Consider the following 19,157-nt stretch of genomic DNA (forward strand, 5'->3'; position numbering starts at 1 on the left):
GGTCTATGTTCAAGCGTATCGCAATAGTGAACCGGGGTGAAGCCGCGATGCGGCTGATCAACGCGGTCCGGGAAGTCAACGCCGAGGGCGGTGACCCGATCGAGACCGTGGCCTTGTTCACCGACGGCGAGCGCACGGCGACGTTCGTGCGGTCCGCGGACATCGCGTACCCGCTCGGCCCGGCGGCGGCCCGGCCGTACCTGGACCTGGCGGTGCTGGAGCGGGCGCTGCGGGAGACCGGCGCGGACGCCGCCTGGGTCGGCTGGGGGTTCGTCGCCGAGGACCCGGCGTTCGCGGAGCTCTGCGAGCGGATCGGCGTCACGTTCATCGGCCCGTCCGCCGAGGCGATGCGCAAGCTCGGCGACAAGATCGGCTCGAAGCTGATCGCCGAGGAGGTCGGCGTCCCGGTGGCGCCGTGGAGCCGGGGCGCGGTCGAGTCGCTGGACGCGGCGCTCGAGGCCGCGGACCGGATCGGCTACCCGTTGATGCTCAAGGCAACGGCCGGCGGCGGTGGCCGCGGTATCCGGGTGGTCCGCTCCGCCGGCGAGCTGTCGGACGCGTACGCGCGGACCAGCGAGGAGGCGGCCCGCGCCTTCGGCAGCGGGATCGTGTTCCTGGAGCGCCTGGTCACCGGCGCCCGGCACGTCGAGGTCCAGGTGATCGCGGACGGCGAAGGTACCGCGTGGGCGCTCGGCGTCCGGGACTGCTCGGTGCAGCGCCGCAACCAGAAGGTGATCGAGGAGTCGGCGTCGCCGCTGCTGTCCGCGTCCCAGGTCGACGACCTGAAGGCGTCGGCCGAGCGGCTCGCGATCGCGGTCGGGTACCGCGGCGCGGCGACGGTCGAGTTCCTGTACCACCCGGGCGAGAAGTCGTTCGCGTTCCTCGAGGTGAACACCCGGCTGCAGGTCGAGCACCCGATCACCGAGCTGACCACCGGGTTCGACCTGGTGAAGGCCCAGCTGCACGTCGCCTCCGGCGGCCGGCTGGAGGGCCCGAAGCCGATCGAGAGCGGGCACGCGGTGGAGGCGCGGCTGAACGCCGAGGACCCGGACCGCGACTTCGCACCGTCGCCGGGCAAGATCGTCGTCCTCGACCTGCCGGCCGGACCGGGCATCCGCGTCGACACGGGCGTGAGTGCCGGCGACAGCATCCCGGCCGACTTCGACTCGATGATCGCGAAGATCATCGGGTACGGGCGCACCCGCGAGGAGGCACTGGCCCGGCTGCGGCGCGCGATGCAGGCGACCACCGTGCTGATCGAGGGCGGCGCCACCAACAAGAGCTTCATCCTCGAGCTGCTCGACCAGCCCGAGGTGATCGACGGCAGCGCCGACACCGGCTGGATCGACCGGGTCCGCGGCGAGGGCCGGCTGGTCTCGCACCGGCACTCGGGGATCGCGCTGGTCGCGGCCGCGATCGAGGGGTACGAGGACGCCGAGCAGGTCGAGCGCACCCGGCTGTACGAGACCGCGCACGGCGGCCGTCCGCAGGTGCAGCACGAGGTCGGCCGCGCGATCGACCTGAAGCTGCGCGGCGCGAGCTACCAGGTCACCGTGGCGCGGATCGGTCCGGAGCGGTTCCGGGTCGGCGTCGGGAACGGGACGCTGAAGATCGTCGACGCCGAGCTGGAGCGGCTGGACGAGTACACGAGCCGTCTGGTCGTCGGCGGGCAGCGGTTCCGGCTGGTGACCGCGACGCACGGCCCGGTGCACCTGGTCGAGGTCGACGGTGTCACCCACCGGGTCAGCCGCGACGAGGGCGGCGTACTGCGGTCGCCCGCGCCGGCGTTGGTGGTCGCGACGCCCGTCCAGGCCGGTGCCGAGGTCGAGGCCGGTGCGCCGGTGCTGGTGCTGGAGTCGATGAAGATGGAGACGGTGCTGTACGCGCCGTTCAAGGCCACCGTGAAGGAGCTGCAGGTCTCCACCGGTAGCCAGGTGGAGACGGGTGCGCCGCTGCTCCGGCTGGAGCCGGTCGCGGACGAGTCCGAGGTCGCGGACGCTGCTCCGGTGCAGAACGGCGTACAGCTGGATCTGCCGAACGGGACCGGGGAGAAGTCCGCGGCCGAGCGGGTGGAGCGCGGGCTGGACGACCTGCGGAGCATGCTGCTCGGGTTCGACATCGACCCGCAGGACGAGGGCGGCATGCTGGCCGACTACCTCGCCGCGCGGTCGGAGCTGGCGGCGCAGTCGGGGTCGCCGGTGGCGGCCGAGATCGAGCTGCTGGCGGTGTTCGCGGACTTCGCCGAGCTGAGCCGGAACCGTCCGGCCGGTGCGGACACCTCGATCGAGAACCGGGTGCACAGCCCGCGCGAGTACTTCCATACGTACCTGCAGAGCCTCGACCCGGACCGCGGCGGGCTGCCGGCCGAGTTCCAGGCACGGCTGAGCCGGGTCCTCGGGCACTACGGCGTGACCGGGCTGGAGCGCAGCCCGGAGCTCGAGGAAGCGGTCTTCCGGATCTTCCTCGCGCAGCTGCGGTCGAACCCCGACGTACTGCTGGTGACGTCCGTGCTGCAGCGGTGGATCGCCGAGCCGCTCCCGGCGGCGCCGCTGGACGAGTGCGTGCACGACCTGCTGGACCGGCTGGTGCTGGCCACGCAGCTGCGGTTCCCGGTGGTCGGCGACCTGGCCCGGAGCGTGCGGTTCCGGTGGTTCGACCAGCCGCAGGTCGACGCCGAGCGGGCGTCGATCATCGCGGGCGTCAGCGACGAGGTCGCCGACCTGGCCGCGCACCCGGACGCGCCGGAGCGGCAGCGGCGGATCGACGCGCTGGCCGCGATCCCGGAGCCGATCGTCCGGTTCCTCGCGCAGCGCCTCGAGCACGGGTGGGGCGAGCAGGAGCCGATGCTCGAGGTGCTGATCCGCCGGCACTACCGCGAGTACGAGCTGCAGGACCTGCGCGCGTTCGCGGTCGACGGGCGGCCGTTCGCGACCGCCGACTACACGGTCGACGACAAGCCGAGCCACCTGGTCACGACGGTCGGCACGGTCGCCGAGCTGGCCGACCCGGGCAGTGCGCTGTCGCGGGCGCTGACCGACCGGATCGACGCCCGGACCGCCGGCCACGAGGCCGTCGTCGAGCTGTACCTGTACGGCCCGGACCTGCCGGAGTCCCAGCAGGACGCCGCCGACCTGTACCGGCGGATGGTCGCCGACCTGCCGATCGCCCAGCGGGTACGGCGGATCTCGGTCGCGGTCGCGCCCGGACAGGGCCGCACGGTCTCGTACTTCACGTACCGCCCGGCCGGCGGCTCGATGGTCGAGGACGACAACGTCCGCGGCGTCCACCCGATGGTCGGCCGGCGGCTGAACCTGTGGCGGCTGCGCGACTTCCGGATCACCCGCCTGGAGGCGCCGGAGGACGTGCTGCTGTACTACTGCGTCGCGCGCGAGAACGAGGCCGACCGGCGGCTGGTCGCGCTCGCCCAGGTCCGCCAGTTCGCGGTCGCCCGCGACGAGGACGGCCAGGTCACCTCGCTGCCGCACGCCGAGCGCGCGATCGCGAACTGCCTGGAGGCGATCCGCCGGGCCCGGACCGCGCGCGGCGCGGCCGGCGCGAAGCTCGACATGAACCACGTCTGGGTGCAGATCTGGCCGGTCGTCGACGTCCAGGTCGACGAGGTGGCCGCGCTGCAGCGCAACATCGCCCCGATGACCGCGGGCGCCGGGATCGAGGAAGTCCTGGTCCAGGGCGACGTGGCGGCGGCGGACGGCTCGGTGAACCCGGTCGCGGCCCGGTTCTACTACCAGCACGGCGCCGGAGTCGTGACGTCGATCGAGCAGCCCCCGACCGGACGGCTGCTGCCGCTCGACGACTACGCGCAGAAGGTGCAGCGGTCCCGGCGGCGGAACACGATCTACCCGTACGAGGTCAGCGGCATGGTCGCCGGCCAGGGCGGCTCGTTCGTCGAGCACGACCTGGACGACACCGGCAACCTGGTCCCGGTCGAGCGGCCGAAGGGCCTGAACAAGGCCGGCATCATCGTCGGCATCGTCACCACACCGACCGAGCGGTACCCCGAGGGCGTCGCCCGGGTCGCGATGAGCGGCGACCCGACCAAGGCGCTCGGCGCGGTCGCCGAGGCGGAGTGCTCGCGGATCATCGCCGCCCTCGACCTGGCCGAGCGGCGGGGGATCCCGGTCGAGTGGTACTCGCTGTCGGCCGGCGCCCGGATCTCGATGGACTCCGGCACCGAGAACATGGACTGGGTCGCGAAGGCGCTGAAGCGGATCGTCGAGTTCACCCAGGCCGGCGGCGAGATCAACGTCGTGGTCGCGGGCATCAACGTCGGCGCGCAGCCGTACTGGAACGCCGAGGCGACGATGCTGATGCACACCAAGGGCATCCTGGTGATGACGCCGGACAGCGCGATGGTGCTGACCGGCAAGCAGACGCTGGACTTCTCCGGCAGCGTGTCCGCCGAGGACAACTTCGGCATCGGCGGCTACGACCGGGTGATGGGCCCGAACGGCCAGGCGCAGTACTGGGCGGCGGACCTGAAGGGTGCCCGGGACGTGCTGATGACGTACTACGACCACACGTACGTCGCGCCGGGAGAGCGCGGCCCGCGGCGCGCGATTTCGAACGACCCGGTGGATCGCGACGTCACGCCGTACCCGCACGACGTGGCCGGAAGCGACTTCAAGACGATCGGCGAGATCTTCTCCGCGGCCACCAACCCGGACCGGAAGAAGGCGTTCGACATCCGCACGCTGATGCGGGCCGTCACCGACCAGGACCACCCGGTGCTGGAGCGCTGGGCCGGGATGGCCGACGCCGACACCGCGGTCGTGGTGGACGCCCGGCTCGGCGGATTCCCGGTGTGCCTGGTCGGGATCGAGTCCCGGTCGGTGCCGCGGCGGGGCTTCCCGCCCACCGACGGGCCGGACACGTACACCGCGGGCACGCTGTTCCCGCGGTCGTCGAAGAAGGTCGCGCGGGCGATCAACTCGGCCAGCGGGAACCGGCCGCTCGTGGTGCTGGCGAACCTGTCCGGGTTCGACGGGTCGCCGGACTCGATGCGGAACCTGCAGCTCGAGTACGGCGCCGAGATCGGCCGGGCGATGGTGAACTTCCGCGGCCCGATCGTGTTCTGCGTCGTCTCCCGGTACCACGGCGGCGCGTTCGTGGTGTTCTCGAAGTCGCTGAACCCGTCGATGACCGTGCTCGCGGTCGAGGGCTCGTTCGCCTCGGTGCTCGGCGGCGCGCCGGCCGCGGCGGTGGTCTTCGCCGGCGAGGTGGACGCGCGGACCGCCGCGGACCCGCGGGTGGCGGCGCTGGCCGAACGGGTCGGCGAGGCCTCCGGCGCGGAACGGGCCGCGCTCGCGACGGAGCTCGCGGACGTGCGAACCGTCGTACGGGCAGAGAAACTGGGCGAGGTGGCGACCGAGTTCGACCGGGTGCACAGCATCGAGCGGGCCCGCGACGTCGGGTCGGTCGACGAGGTGATCAAGGCCGCCGAACTGCGACCAAAGTTGATCGAGGCAATCAATTCCGGGGTACCCGCAGAGTGATCGGTCGTCTACCCTGGGGAAATGCGTGCCGACAGGGGCGGTCGCAACTGGGCTCGGTCGTTGATCATGTTCATCGGCGTGAGCGCGCTGTCCGGCGCGCTCGCCGCCGGGTTGGCGATCCCGTTCGCGGGGTTCGTCGGGCAAGGATCGGCACAGGTCGCGGCCACGGTGCAGAGCCTGCCCAGAGAGTTCCAGAGTGACGCGCCCGCCGTCCGCAGCCGGATCCTGGCCGCGGACGGCACGCTGATCGCCACCCTCTACGAACAGAACCGGGTACCGGTCCGGCTGAGCGCGGTCGCGCCGATCATGCGCAAGGCGATGGTCGCGATCGAGGACTCCCGGTTCTACGACCACGGCGCGCTGGACCTGAAGGGCACGCTGCGCGCGATGGTGCGCAACGGGACCGGCGGCGAGGTCCAGCAGGGCGGGTCCAGCATCACCCAGCAGTTCGTGAAGATGAGCCTGGTCGAGAAGGCGCGGACCGCGGCGGACCGGGCCAAGGCGACCGAGGTCTCGTACGAGCGCAAGATCACCGAGCTGCGGTACGCGATCGCGGTCGAGAGCGAGTACTCCAAGGACGAGATCCTCGAGAAGTACCTGAACCTGGCGAACTTCGGGGCCGGCACGTACGGCGTCCAGACGGCGGCGCAGCACTACTTCCGGACCACGGCCGACAAGCTCACGCTGCCGCAGGCCGCGCTGCTGGCCGGCATCGTGAAGAACCCGACCGGCTACAACCCGACGAACAACCCGGCCCGGGCCCGCGCCCGCCGGGACGTGGTGATCAAACGGATGCTCGAACTCGGCGTGATCACCGTCCACCAGGCGAACGAGGCGCTGCGGACGCCGGTCGTCGACGAGTCCCGGGTCGAGCCGGTGCCGAACGGCTGCGCGAACTCGCGGTACCCGTTCTACTGCGACTACGTGGTCTCGAAGCTGCTCGCGAACCCGGCGCTCGGCGCCACCGTGAAGGACCGCGACCACTACCTGAAGACCGGCGGGCTGCTGATCCGGACCTCGATCGACCCGAAGATTCAGGCCGCCGCGCAGGCGTCCATCGACCGGCACAGCCGGGCCACCGACTCCTCGACCGCCGCGATCACGATCGTCCAGCCGGGCACCGGGCTGGTGAAGGCGATGGTGCAGAGCAAGCCGTACGGCAACGGGCGGCACCAGACGAACTACAACTACAACGTCGAGAAGTCGTACGCCGGCGGGTACGGCGGGTTCCAGAACGGCTCGACGATGAAGGCGTTCACGATCGCGGCCGCGCTCGCCAAGGGCATCCCGATGGACTACCGGATCAACTCGCCGCAGCAGATCGACCTGCGGAACAAGAAGTTCCGGACCTGTACGGGCTGGACCCGGGACCCGACGTACCAGCCGAAGAACTCGACGCACAGCGGTGACCTGACCATGGTCGAGGCCGCGCGGTACTCGACCAACACCTACTTCCTGCAGCTGTCCGAGCGGACCACGCTGTGCGCGATCGGCAAGGTCGCGGGCAAGCTCGGGATGTACAACGCGCAGACCGGCGAACCGCTCGAGCAGGTGGTGTCGATGACGCTGGGCGTCGGGTACGTGACCCCGCTGATGCTGTCGAACGCGTACGCGACCTTCGCGGCGCGCGGGAAGTACTGCAAGCCGCTGGTGGTCACGTCGGTGCGCGACAAGGGCGGACGGCCGGTGCCGGGGCCCGGGTTCGACTGCAAGCAGGTGCTGCAGCGGCAGGTCGCGGACGGCGTGAACCGGGTGCTCAGCCAGGTGATGATGCCGGGCGGTACCGGCGGCCACCTGCGGTTCGGGACCCGGGACATGGGCGGCAAGACCGGCACGATCCAGCAGAACCTGGCCGTGTGGTTCGCCGGGTACACGCCGAACCTCGCCGCGGCCGCGGTCGTCGCGGACGCGAGCCCGCCGTACAAGAACCTGATGAACCAGACCCTGAACGGCGAGCGCATCCACGACCCGACCGGCTCCGGCACCGCCGGACCGCTCTGGGAGTCCGCGATGCAGGGCGCCCTGCGCGGCCTCCCGGTCGAACGGTTCGTGAACCCGCCGAAGAAGATGATCGGCAACCCGAACCCGCCGAAGACTCCACCGGACAAGAAGGACCCGAAACCCAAACCGGGCGGCTAGGGCGGGCCTTCCCACCTAGAGCGGTCTGAGGTTTTTGCCGGGGACCCAGGTGAGCTCGCCGTTCTTGTCCCGGAACTTGCCGAGCCACTCGCCGTTGTGCCGGATCCACGCCTCCAGTTCGCCGGTGGACCAGACGGCCCGCTCCACCGGCTGACTGGGCTCGACCCGCCGGACGGCATCCGCCGCCCGGGGGCCGTGGGCGTCGTACTGGACGTCGAGGTCGAAGGCGACCTCACGCGCCTTCGCCTCGCCGTCGATCCCTGTCGCACGCCACCCGTTGACCGCACCGTCCCAGACGCCGAACCTGTTGGATCCGTCGTCGGACGGCCGAACCGTGAACCGACCAAGCATGTTTTCAGATTAACGCCTGATCGAACACATGTTCTAGTCTTGATCGGGACGGGAGGTTGTGTGATGGATGACAGTTCTTCAGTTCCGGTAGCGGAAGACGATCCGCCCCCGGTCCAGGTCGTAGGGGCTGAGTTCCACCAGGACGCGGTCCTCGAGGACGATCTTGATGTAGTTCTTCCGGATCTTGCCGCTGATGTGCGCGAGCACCTTGTGCCCGTTGCTCAGCTGGACCCGGAAGGTCGCGTTCCGGAGGCACTCGACGACCGTGCCCTCGACCTCGATACCGCCTGCTGCCCGGGGCATGGTCAGGCCCTCCCGCTGATCAGTTCGAGACTCCGGCCGGTGCGCCGGCCGATGTCGTCGAAGAGCGCCAGCGCGGCCGTGTTGGTCTCGTCGACCTCCGCGGTCGCTGCCGCCGTGTCGCGCAGGGCGTGGCTCAGGAGGGCGCGGCCGATGCCACGACGGCGTTCGGCGGCCAGGACCGCGACCAGCCCGATCCGGGGGCGGCGGATGTGTGTCGCCAGCCGGATCATCCCGACGTACCGGCCGTCACGGACGGCGACCGTGTACTTCGCCGGGTCGAGCGGGTGCGTCCCGCCCTGCCAGGGCAGTACTTCGGCCGGCATCGTGTGCCAGCCCGGCCCGGCCGCGACCTCGGCCCGGATTGCCCGATCCAGCTCACGCAGCGGCGCCTCGTCGGCGGTGGTGATGGTGATTCCCGCGGGCGTCGTGGCTGGGATCGGTCCGGGGACGACGTACTCGGACTCACGCCGGCCGACCACGAAGCCGGCCCGTTCCCAGTTGGCGGTGGTCTCATGATCGGTCTCGTCGACCACCGTGTACCGCGGCGCCGGCAGCTCGGCCAGCATCGCGACCGCCAGCCGGTCGAACACGACGTCCTGCCAGGTGTCGACACTGAGAAAGGTCCGCCCGTCGAGCCGCCGCGACGCATACCCGCGCCCGACGGTCACGTCGTCCCGCACCGCATGCCACTGATCCTCAGCAACCCGTGAGACCGTCACCGGCCGGGCGCCGACATCCGAACTGAAAGATTTCATAGGTGTTTTCCCTTCGGGAGCTTCTCGCGGCGCTCCCGACGACACCTACGTCAATCGCCCGCCCGTGACCACGAGAGGGGGAGCACCCACAGCACGAAAATGTTCATGCGGGCCTCACCTCCAACAGTCGAGTCACGGACCCCGAAACGGTAACAGCGCACCAACCCACCTGCCAGTCAATTACCGATCCATCGAACAAGTGTTCTATTCTTCTCGTGGGAGGTGTGGCCGATGGGGTACAACAATCCGCCTATTAAGTGGTCGGAGTTGGAGCGGCGGTTGTCGGATCGGTCTCGGCCGGGGAGTCATGGTGGGCGGCCGGTGACGGCTGATGGTGGGGACAGTCCGGCGTGGTCGCAGCATCGGGGGCCGTATGTGCCGGAGGCGGTGCGCCGGCCGGAGCATGTGGTGCCGTATGCGGAGTTGCATGTGCATTCGAACTTCTCCTTCCTGGACGGGGCCTCGCAGCCGGAGGATCTGGTCGAGGCGGGGGTTCGGCAGGGGCTGCATGCGCTGGCGTTGACCGATCACGACGGGTTCTACGGCGCGGCGCGGTTCGCCGAGGCCGCGGCGGCGTACTCGTTGCCGACGGTGTTCGGGGCGGAGTTGTCGCTCGGTCTGACCGGCCCGCAGAACGGGGTGGCCGACCCCGAGGGCAGTCACCTGCTGGTGCTGGCCGAGGGGCAGGAGGGGTATCACCGGCTGGCCGGCGCCATCACGGAGGCCCAGCTCGACGGTGGTGAGAAAGGGAAGCCGGTCTACGACCTGGACGAGCTGGCGGCGGTCGCCAAGGACAGCTGGGTGATCCTGACCGGCTGCCGCAAGGGGCTGGTCCGGCAGGCGCTCGAGCTCGGCGGGCATGCCGACGGTCCGGCCGCGGCCGGACGTGAGCTGGACCGGCTGACCGCGTTGTTCGGCAAGGACCGGGTGGTTGTCGAGCTGATCGACCACCACCTGCCCGCCGACACCACCCGGAACCGGGTCCTGGCCGGGCTGGCGGCCGGCCGCGGCCTCCCGGTAGTTGCCACGAACAACGTTCACTACGCGACCCCGGCGCAGTACCGGCTGGCCTCCGCGCTGGCCGCCGTCCGGGCCCGCCGCGACCTGGACGCGATGGACGGCTGGCTGCCGTCGAGCGGGATGGCGTTCGTCCGTTCCGGCGCCGAGCTGACCACACGCTTCCGGCGGTACGACGGGGCGGTCGCGCGATCGGTGACGCTGGCGGACCAGCTCGCGTTCGACCTGGCGCGGGCGAAGCCGAAGCTGCCGCTGCGCGACGTACCGGACGGGGAGACACCGATGTCGTGGCTGCGGGTGCTGACGTTCGAGGGCGCGGCCCGGCGGTACGGGACCCGCGAGCAGCGGCCGGACGCGTACCAGCGGCTCGAGCGGGAGCTGGCGGTGATCGAGGAGAAGGAGTTCCCGGGGTACTTCCTGATCGTCGAGGACATCGTCCGGTTCGCCCGCGAGCACGGGATCCTCTGCCAGGGCAGGGGATCGGCGGCCAACTCCGCGGTCTGTTATGCGCTCGGGATCACCGCGGTGGACAGCATCCTCTACGACCTGCCGTTCGAGCGGTTCCTGGCGACGACGCGCGCCGAGGAGCCGGACATCGACGTCGACTTCGACTCCGGGCGCCGCGAGGAGGTGATCCAGCACGTCTACACCAAGTACGGCCGGCGCAACGCGGCCCAGGTGGCGAACGTGATCTCGTACCGCCCGAAGTCCGCCGTCCGGGACATGGCGAAGGCCCTCGGGTACTCCGTCGGTCAGCAGGACGCCTGGTCCAAGCAGGTAGACGGCTGGAGCCCCGAGATCACCTCGACCGAGCACGACATCCCGCCGCAGGTGGTGGCGATGGCCAGCGAGCTGCTGAAGTTCCCGCGGCACCTGGGGATCCACTCCGGCGGGATGGTGCTGACCGAGCGGCCGGTCGGCGAGGTGGTGCCGATCGAGCACGCCCGGATGGAGAACCGCACGGTCCTGCAGTGGGACAAGGACGACTGCGCGTGGATGGGGCTGGTGAAGTTCGACCTGCTCGGGCTCGGCATGCTGGCCGCGCTGCAGTACTGCCTGGACATGGTCCGCGAGCAGATCGGCGAGGACTGGGAGCTGCACACGATCCCGCGCGAGGAAGCCGGGGTGTACGACCAGCTCTGCCGGGCGGATTCGGTGGGCGTGTTCCAGGTCGAGTCCCGGGCGCAGATGGCGACGCTGCCGCGGCTGAAACCGCGGAAGTTCTACGACCTGGTCACCGAGATCGCGTTGATCCGGCCGGGCCCGATCCAGGGCGGCGCCGTGCATCCGTACATCCGCCGCCGGACCGGGGAGGAGCCGGTCACCTACCTGCATCCGAAGCTGGAGCCGGTGCTGCAGCGGACCATGGGTGTGCCGCTGTTCCAGGAGCAGCTGATGCAGATGGCGATGGCGGTCGGCGAGATCGACGGCGACGAGGCCGACCTGCTGCGCCGCGCGATGGGGTCGAAACGCGGCATCGAGCGGATCTCGTCGCTGAAGGACAAGCTGTACGCCGGGATGGCGGGCAACGGGATCACCGGCGAGCTGGCCGACGACATCTACGCCAAGATCGAGGCGTTCGCGAACTTCGGGTTCGCCGAATCGCACTCGATCAGCTTCGCGCTGCTGGTGTATTCGAGTACCTGGCTGCGGCTGCACTACCCGGCCGCGTTCCTGGCCGCGCTGCTCCGGGCACAGCCGATGGGGTTCTACTCGCCGCAGTCGCTGGTCGCGGACGCCCGCCGGCACGGTGTCGAGGTACGGCGCCCGGAGTTGCAGCTGTCCGGCGTCGATGCCGGGCTCGAGCTGCTCGTCGACGGGCAGGAGCTGACCGGGCCGACCGGGCTCGACGAATGCTTGGCGGATCCGCAGCCGGTGGTCGGGCCGTTCGATCCGAAGGCGCCGTTCGACACCACCGTGCACCGGCGGGACGGGGCGTTCGCGGTCCGGCTCGGGCTCGCCGAGGTGCGGACGGTGGGGGAGAAGGGCGCGAAGCTGATCGTCGAGGAACGGGACCGCGGCGGGCCGTTCGCCGACATGGCCGACCTGGTCCGGCGGACCGGGATCACCGCGGCGCAAGTTGAAGCGCTGGCGACCGCGGGGGCGTTCGACTGCTTCGGGCTGGACCGGCGGCAGGCGCTCTGGGAGGCGGGCCGCGCCGCCGAGGAACGCCCGGGCCGGTTGGCCGGGATCAGCGCGGCCGGTCCGCCGCCGACGCTACCCGGGATGAGCGATATCGAGGCTGACATGGCGGACCTGTGGTCGACGTCGATCACCACCACCAGCCATCCGATGGAACGCGTCCGCGAGAAGCTTCGCGCCGAAGGCATCCTGTCCGCCGCCCAGCTCCGCGAGGCGCCGGACGGCGCGCGCGTCCGGGTGGCGGGGGTCGTCACCCATCGCCAACGCCCGGCGACCGCGTCCGGGGTCACGTTCATGAACCTCGAGGACGAGACCGGCATGGCGAACATCGTCATCACCGTAGGCTGCTGGCAGCACCACGCCGCCGTCGCCCGCAACGCCGCCGCCTTGATCATCCGCGGCCGGGTCGAACGCGCCGGCGAAGTCACCAACCTCTCCGCCGAACACCTCCAACGCCTCCCACTGGCAGCCCGCACCAAGTCCCGCGACTTCAGATAACTCTTCAGCTGGCGAGGGTGGTGAGGATGGTGGCGGCGAGGTCGGTGCGGCTGGTGTCGCCGGTCCATTGGGTGCGGACGTCGTCGGACTCGAGGGTCTGTTGGAGACGGGTCTTGTCGTTCGGGGTGAGTGTTGGCGCCATCAGGTTCGCGACGGTCAGTGCGTGGTACTGCTCGGAGGTCGAGCGGGGGTTCTGGATCGCGTCCAGGACCGATGGGAAGTCGGCCAGTTGGACGTCGGTTTCCATCAGGGCGAGGGCGGCCATTCGGCTGGCGGGAGTGCCTTCGTTGAACAGTTTGGCGACGTCGGGTGGACCGAATGCTTGGGCGTCCGCGAGACCTCGGACCTGGTGGGTGGTGGGATGAGGGTCGGTGGCCAGCGCGAGTTGGTTGTTCGCGCGTTCGCGGGCCGTTTGCGCGGTCTCGGTGTCGCCGGCGCGGTCCGCGCGGCGGGCGAGTTCGAGGAGGGCGTCGGTGTTGCTCATCAGCAGCCCGAGACGCAGTCGCGCGTACAGCCAGCCGCTCAGGAAGCCGACGACGAAGAAGTAGATCACCACGCTGCCCGCGAACGACTCCCGCCCGCTGCGATCCCCCAGCGCGGGGGCGAGCGCGTGGAACAGTTGCCCCGCCTGATGCTTGATCGCCACGAACTGGGTCAGGCCGACGCCGACGAGGATCTTCGTCAGCCAGTCGGAGATCTGTTCGAGGTTCGTGTTCGCGCCGACCGCGCCGACGGCACTCACCGAGCCGGCCGCGGCGCCGGTTGCCGGTACGGCGGCATCTCCCGCGGCCGGCCGGTCGTTGCCGGTCGTGGTCCGCGGTACGCCGAACAGGATGCCGACCAGGACGCCGCTGCCCAGCGAGGCGACCGCGATCATCACCGACGCGGACACGACGGGCAGGCTCGCCTTCGACCCGGCCGCGGCGTACGCGATCGTCGCGAGCAGTCCACCCGCGATCGCCGTCACCTCGACGGCGTACACGGCCGAGACCCGCGATCCCGGCGACGTACTGCCTGCTGCCGAGCGGCTCTGCCAGAAACGCCACCATGGACGCGCCGGCGGCGGCGTCTGTTCCTCGGACACAAGCCCACCCCCCACCGCAAACTTTCCCCTTCTTCGAGGATGGCGACTCGCTCACACTCTGTAAAGATCATGGTGGCCGGATCGCGAGCTCGGAGGAGATACGGGTCGTGGCAGGCTGAAGCAGTTGCTCGAATCGCGATGAAGGGGACAGAGGCGTACATGGACGCGTGTGTGGTGCATGGTGCGGGAGACCTGCGGGTCGAGGAGCGGGCGGCGGTCGAGCCTGCGGTGGGGCAGGTCGCGGTGCGGATCGCGTACGGCGGGATCTGCGGGACGGACCTGCACTACTATCGCGACGGCGGGGTCGGGAACTTCCGGGTGCGGGAGCCGCTGGTGCTCGGGCACGAGGTGGTCGGACGGGTGAGCGCGGGGGACCTGCCTGCCGGTACGCCGGTGGGGATCCACCCGGCGACGCCGTGCGGGGAGTGCTCCGAGTGTTTGCAGGACCGGCGGAATATCTGTGCCTTCAGCAACTACCTGGGTAGTGCGGCGCGGACGCCGCACATCCAGGGCGGGTTCGTCCGGGAGCTGATCCTGCCGGCCGACCAGGTGCGAGTGCTGCCGGCCGGGCTCGACCTGCGGCGCGCCGTACTCGCGGAGCCGTTGTCGGTGGCGATCCACGCCGTACGACGAGCCGGCGAGGGGGCGGTGGACGGGAGGAAGGTGCTGGTCACCGGGGCGGGGCCGATCGGCCTGCTGGTGGTTGCCGCGTTGCGGCGGGCGGGGGCGCGGGAGATCATCGCGACCGACCTGCACGAGACCCCGTTGGCGCTCGCGGCGGAGGTCGGCGCCACCACAACCGTCCGCGCGGACGCGACCGAGTGGCCGGAGGACATCGACGTCGCGATCGAGGCGTCCGGCACCGCTGGCGGGCTGCGGACCTGCGTGGAACGGGTACGCCGCGGCGGGACCGTCGTACAGGTGGGGTCGCTGCCGCCGGGTGACACCGGCTTTCCTGGGGCGCTCCTGATGACACGAGAGCTGACGCTGACCGGCGCGTTCCGCTTCGACCACGAGTTCGACACGGCGATCGAGTGGCTGGCCGACGGCCTGTACGTCGACCCGATCGTCACCCACACGTTCCCACTCGCGGACGCGGTCGCCGCCTTCAACCTGGCAACCGACCGCACAGTCGCCTCGAAGGTCCTCCTGCAAATAGCCCCAAGCTGAGTCCCGCCGCCCGGTCAGGCGAGGTCGTCGGAGTCCAGGGACTTGAGGATGCTGGTGGTGATTTCGGCCAGTTGGGTCAGCTGGTCGGGGGTCAGGGCGTCGATGACGTGTTGGCGGACTGTGGCGACGTGGCCTGGGGCGGTGGCCTTGATCTTTTTCCAGCCGGTGGGGGTCAGGCGGGCGTTGGTGGCGCGGGCGTCTTCGGGGCAGGGGAAGCGTTCGACCAGGCCGCGGTCTTCCAGGCGTTTCACGACGTGCGAGAGGCGGGGGAGGGTCGCGTTCGTGCGTTGGGCGAGGGCGGTCATCCGGAGGGTGCGCTTCGGGGCCTCGGACAGCATTGCCATCACGTAGTACTCGTAGTGGGTCAGGTCGGCGTCGCGGCGTAGTTGGGTGTCGAGGATGCCGGGGAGCAACTCGACCACGCCGACCAGGCCCAGCCAGGCGGTCATCTCCGCGTCGTCCAGCCATCGGGTGTTCACCGCTCTAGCCTAATGCTTGTAGCTACAACTAAAAAGCGCTATCGTGATAGTTGAAGCTACAACCAAAAGGAGCGAGAGCATGACGCACGTCAGCATCATCGGCAGCGGCAACATGGGGCAGGCGATCTCCGCGGTCGTCGCCAAGGGCGGCAACACGGTGGAGCTGTTCAACTCCGCCGACAAGGACCGCGCGGTCACCGGCGAGGTCGTGATCCTCGCGACGCCGTACCCGGCCTACGAGCAGGTGCTCGCGGAGCGAGCGGACCAGCTGACCGGCAAGGTGGTCGTGGACATCAGCAACCCGCTGAACTTCGAGACCTTCGACTCGCTGACCGTTCCGGCGGACGGCTCCGCGGCGGCCGAGCTGGCCGCGAAGCTTCCGGACTCGAAGGTGCTGAAGGCGTTCAACACCAACTTCGCGGCGACGGTCGCCACCGGCAAGGCCGGCGACGTCCCGACCACGGTGCTGATCGCCGGCGACGACGCGGACGCGAAGGCGCTGCTGGCCGGGATCGTCTCCGCCGGCGGTCTGCGGGCGGTCGACGCCGGCTCGCTGAAGCGTGCGCGCGAGCTGGAGTCGCTCGGCTTCCTGCAGCTCACCCTCGCGGTCGCCGAGAAGACCCCGTGGACCGGCGGCTTCGGCCTCGCCTGGACCGCAACCTGACCACGACTCTGACCGCAACTCTGACCACATGGTGGCAAACGCTTACCCCATGGTGCTGAAGTCCTGACAGACTGACCTGCCATGGGGCGCGTGATCAATGACAACGGTGCATGGTGCTGGTTCCAGGACGAGCGAGCGGTGGTCGACCCGGACGGCGGCGTCCTCGTCGTCGGGTCGATCGCGGCACCGGAAGGCCCCGGCGGTGACGCCCGGGCCGGCAACGTCGAGCTCACGGTCGTCGACCTGCGCGACGGTACGGCGGACGTCGTCGTACTGCACGAGCAGTTCGAGGCGGACGACCACAACGTCCCCGCACTGTGGCGGCGTACCGACGGCCGATGGCTGGCCGTCTACACGAAACACAAGACCGACGACCTGACCCGTTGGCGGGTGAGCGAGCCGGGCGACCCGCGGACGTGGGGCCCGGAGCAGACGTTCGACTGGAGCGAGCACACCGGCGGTCGCGGGGTCACGTACTCGAACCTGCACCAGCTCGACGGCCACCTGTACTGCTTCGCGCGGGCGGTGAACGACGACCCCTGCGCGCTGGTGTCCGACGACGAGGGCGACACCTGGACGTACGCCGGGAAGCTCTTCACCCGTCCGAAGGTCGGCTACGTCAACGGCTACACGCGCTACGCCTCGACGCCGACCCGGATCGACCTGATCACCACGGACCACCACCCGCGCGACTACAACAACTCGATCTACCACGGGTACCTCGAAGCCGGCGCGCTGCATCGTGCCGGTGGCACCGTCGTCGACGAGAAGGCGCTCGGCAACGACGCCCCGTCGCAGGTCGAGCTGACCACGATCCTGCAGGCGGACTCGGTCTGGAACGGCGAGCCGATGACGCACTGCTGGACGATCGACATCCGCCGCGCCGGCGACGAACTCGCCGCGGTCCTGCTGGCCCGCCACGACACGCCGGAGAACCCGGAGGATGCCTTCGCCCGCGACCATCCGGTGCCGGACCACCGCTTCTTCTACGCACGTCTCGTCCACGGCAAGTGGCAGGTCCGCCGGCTGGCGAAGGCCGGCCACGGCCTGCTGCCGCACGAGAACGACTACACCGGCCTGGTCGCGATCGACCCGTACGACGTCGACTCGCTGTACGTCTCCACACCGATCGACCCGCGCGACGGCAGCGCCTTGAAGCACCACGAGATCTTCCACGCCCGTACGGCGGACAACGGTGCGACGTGGACGTGGACACCGGTGACCGAGAACTCCGGCGTCGACAACCTCCGCCCGATCGTCGCGCCGGGCGACCCGAACCGGATCCCGCTGCTCTGGTTCCGCGGCGAGATGACGGCGTCCCAGCACTACAACTGCGAGATCGTCCTGGACGACCGGGTCAGGTGACGATCGCGTAGTCGCGGATCTTGCGGTAGATCGTCGCGCGCGACATCCCGAGCGCCTGCGCGGCGGCCGCCTTGTCGCCCTGGTGCGCGGCGAGCGCGTCGACGATCGCGTCCCGCTCGAGCGCCTCGATCCGGGTCAGGTGCCGGCGCGTCGTCGCCCGGCACTCGGCGGGCAGGCCGTCGAGTTCGACGACTCCGGACCGGCGCCGCCGCGCGACCTCGCCGAGCACGGTCCGTAGATGCGTCACGTTGCCGGGCCACGGCAGCCGCATCAGCTGACTGACCGCGGTCTGCGACAGCGTGACGCCCGCGACCCCGGTGCGCGCGAGCAGATGCGGTACGAGCGCCTGTACGTCGTCGAGGTGGTGCCGAAGCGGTGGTACGGCGACCGTCCGCGGGAAGAACCGCAGCAGCTGGGTGTCCAGCTCGTCCTGCGCGCCGGACTGGCCGGTGACGACGGTCAACGCGATCCACGGTTCGTCGGACAGGCTGTCGCGGACGGTCTGCAGTACGTCGACGAGGGCCTGGATGTTCTCGGTGGAGAGCAGGTGTGCGTGCCGCAGTACGAGGTCCGAACCTGCTTCGAGTTCGGTGGTCGCGGCGTTCACGAGGTCCGGGTCGTCGGCGTCGAGGATGACCAGCCGGGCGCCTGCCCGCGAGTAGTTGTGCACGGCCCGGAGCAGGGTGAGCTTGCCGGTACCGGTCTCGCCCTCGGCAACGATCCACTCGGCGCGGCCGGCGGACTCCAGCACTTCCTGGGTCGTGTGCCGCCACAGCGCGCTGGTGCCGATCACGCCGGGCAGGGTCGGGACACGTGCCGCGGAGCTTCGGAGCAGTCCGGAGCGCTGCTCGCGGACCTGGACGATCCCGCCCGCCAGCCGATTCCCGAGGAACGTCGGGTGGTACGCGAGCCGGGCGGTGAACCCGCTGGGCAGGTCCGCGATGAACGTGCACGGGCGGGTGCCGCCGCGGGCGTCCCGGGTCCGGTCGATCAGCGCCGCCTGGTCGACCGCGTCGAAGTGCGCTTGCGCGTGGGCGTTGATCATGAACACCTCCTCGCCGAGCGCGATCACCGAGCCGCCGGTGTGCCGGCAGGCCGCGTAGTAGTCGCTGAGCAGCGCCTGGTCGAGGGCGTTGGCCTCCTCGACGATCCGTTCCTGGATCCGCCGGGCGGCGAGTTTGGCGAACGACAGCAGCACAGCGTTGGAGTTCTGCGCCTGCGTGGTGATGTCCAGGACGCCGAGCTGGCCACCGGTGACCGGGTGCGTGATCGGTGCGCCGGCGCACGCGAACCGGCGCAGTACACCGGTGTAGTGCTCAGGTCCGAGCACGAGGATCGGGCCGCCGACCTCGAGCGACGTACCGATGCCGTTGGTGCCGACCTGGGACTCGGCGTAGGTGAAGCCGGGGGAGAGGTCGACCGCGTCGAGCTTGCGGATCAGCGCCGGGTCGCCGCCGCGCCGGTCCAGGACGACCCCCTTGGCGTCGGTCAGGATGATGCAGACCGGCTCGTTGGTGAGCTCGGAGGCCAGCGAGTCGATCACCGGGCGGGCCGCCCGGGTGAGCGTGGTGTCGACGTCGAGCCCGGTGATGTACGCCGGCGACGGCTGGTCGACGTTCACCAGCGACGCCTCCGACCGCTGCCAGGACAGCAGGATCGATTCGCGAAGCGACATCG

At 70.3% G+C, this 19,157-nt stretch carries 12 protein-coding genes; 6 read left to right on the forward strand and 6 right to left on the reverse strand.

Annotation, left to right across the window (positions count from 1 at the left end):
- Positions 1 to 5: 5 nt before the first annotated feature.
- A complete protein-coding gene (locus ACXJJ3_RS40300) occupies positions 6 to 5,513 on the forward strand; it encodes an ATP-binding protein (protein WP_458167296.1) in 5,508 nt (1,835 codons plus the stop codon).
- A 21-nt stretch (positions 5,514 to 5,534) separates the two neighbouring features.
- A complete protein-coding gene (locus tag ACXJJ3_RS40305) occupies positions 5,535 to 7,652 on the forward strand; it encodes a transglycosylase domain-containing protein (RefSeq protein ID WP_458167297.1) in 2,118 nt (705 codons plus the stop codon).
- A 15-nt stretch (positions 7,653 to 7,667) separates the two neighbouring features.
- Here ACXJJ3_RS40305 and ACXJJ3_RS40310 read toward each other — a convergent pair whose 3' ends face one another.
- The 3 genes from ACXJJ3_RS40310 to ACXJJ3_RS40320 all read right to left on the reverse strand — a co-directional run bounded on the left by ACXJJ3_RS40310 (position 7,668) and on the right by ACXJJ3_RS40320 (position 9,061).
- Positions 7,668 to 8,003, reverse strand: coding sequence for a hypothetical protein (locus tag ACXJJ3_RS40310; RefSeq protein ID WP_458167298.1), 336 nt, complete (start codon positions 8,001 to 8,003; stop codon positions 7,668 to 7,670).
- A 78-nt stretch (positions 8,004 to 8,081) separates the two neighbouring features.
- Complete coding sequence (gene infA, locus ACXJJ3_RS40315) at positions 8,082 to 8,306, reverse strand: translation initiation factor IF-1 (protein WP_458167299.1); 225 nt, start codon at positions 8,304 to 8,306, stop codon at positions 8,082 to 8,084.
- A gap of 2 nt (positions 8,307 to 8,308) precedes the next feature.
- Positions 8,309 to 9,061, reverse strand: a complete 753-nt coding sequence (locus tag ACXJJ3_RS40320) for a GNAT family N-acetyltransferase (protein WP_458167300.1) — start codon at positions 9,059 to 9,061, stop codon at positions 8,309 to 8,311.
- A 231-nt stretch (positions 9,062 to 9,292) separates the two neighbouring features.
- On the opposite strand from ACXJJ3_RS40320, the gene ACXJJ3_RS40325 reads away from it, so the two are divergent.
- Positions 9,293 to 12,718: an error-prone DNA polymerase gene (locus ACXJJ3_RS40325; protein WP_458167301.1), complete on the forward strand. Its 3,426-nt coding sequence runs from the start codon at positions 9,293 to 9,295 to the stop codon at positions 12,716 to 12,718.
- A gap of 4 nt (positions 12,719 to 12,722) precedes the next feature.
- Here ACXJJ3_RS40325 and ACXJJ3_RS40330 read toward each other — a convergent pair whose 3' ends face one another.
- The gene (locus ACXJJ3_RS40330) at positions 12,723 to 13,802 is read right to left on the reverse strand and encodes a hypothetical protein (protein WP_458167302.1); all 1,080 of its coding nucleotides are present in this window, start codon (positions 13,800 to 13,802) and stop codon (positions 12,723 to 12,725) included.
- A gap of 138 nt (positions 13,803 to 13,940) precedes the next feature.
- Here ACXJJ3_RS40330 and ACXJJ3_RS40335 point away from each other — a divergent pair, with 138 nt between their 5' ends.
- A complete protein-coding gene (locus ACXJJ3_RS40335) occupies positions 13,941 to 14,972 on the forward strand; it encodes an L-idonate 5-dehydrogenase (RefSeq protein WP_458167303.1) in 1,032 nt (343 codons plus the stop codon).
- Positions 14,973 to 14,986: 14 nt separating this feature from the next.
- On the opposite strand, the gene ACXJJ3_RS40340 is transcribed toward ACXJJ3_RS40335, so the two are convergent.
- Positions 14,987 to 15,451 (reverse strand): MarR family winged helix-turn-helix transcriptional regulator, encoded by a 465-nt coding sequence (locus ACXJJ3_RS40340; protein ID WP_458167304.1) that lies wholly within the window; start codon positions 15,449 to 15,451, stop codon positions 14,987 to 14,989.
- 79 nt (positions 15,452 to 15,530) lie between these two features.
- Here ACXJJ3_RS40340 and ACXJJ3_RS40345 point away from each other — a divergent pair, with 79 nt between their 5' ends.
- Together ACXJJ3_RS40345 and ACXJJ3_RS40350 are read left to right on the forward strand one after the other, a co-directional pair.
- Positions 15,531 to 16,115: an NADPH-dependent F420 reductase gene (locus tag ACXJJ3_RS40345; RefSeq protein ID WP_458167305.1), complete on the forward strand. Its 585-nt coding sequence runs from the start codon at positions 15,531 to 15,533 to the stop codon at positions 16,113 to 16,115.
- Between the two features lie 90 nt (positions 16,116 to 16,205).
- Positions 16,206 to 17,480 (forward strand): BNR-4 repeat-containing protein, encoded by a 1,275-nt coding sequence (locus tag ACXJJ3_RS40350; RefSeq protein ID WP_458167306.1) that lies wholly within the window; start codon positions 16,206 to 16,208, stop codon positions 17,478 to 17,480.
- On the opposite strand, the gene ACXJJ3_RS40355 is transcribed toward ACXJJ3_RS40350, so the two are convergent.
- The gene (locus ACXJJ3_RS40355; RefSeq protein WP_458167308.1) at positions 17,473 to 19,155 is read right to left on the reverse strand and encodes a sigma-54-dependent Fis family transcriptional regulator; all 1,683 of its coding nucleotides are present in this window, start codon (positions 19,153 to 19,155) and stop codon (positions 17,473 to 17,475) included. The two genes, ACXJJ3_RS40350 and ACXJJ3_RS40355, sit on opposite strands and share 8 nt — an antisense overlap.
- Positions 19,156 to 19,157 lie beyond the last annotated feature (2 nt).

The organism is Kribbella sp. WER1 (assembly GCF_054189145.1).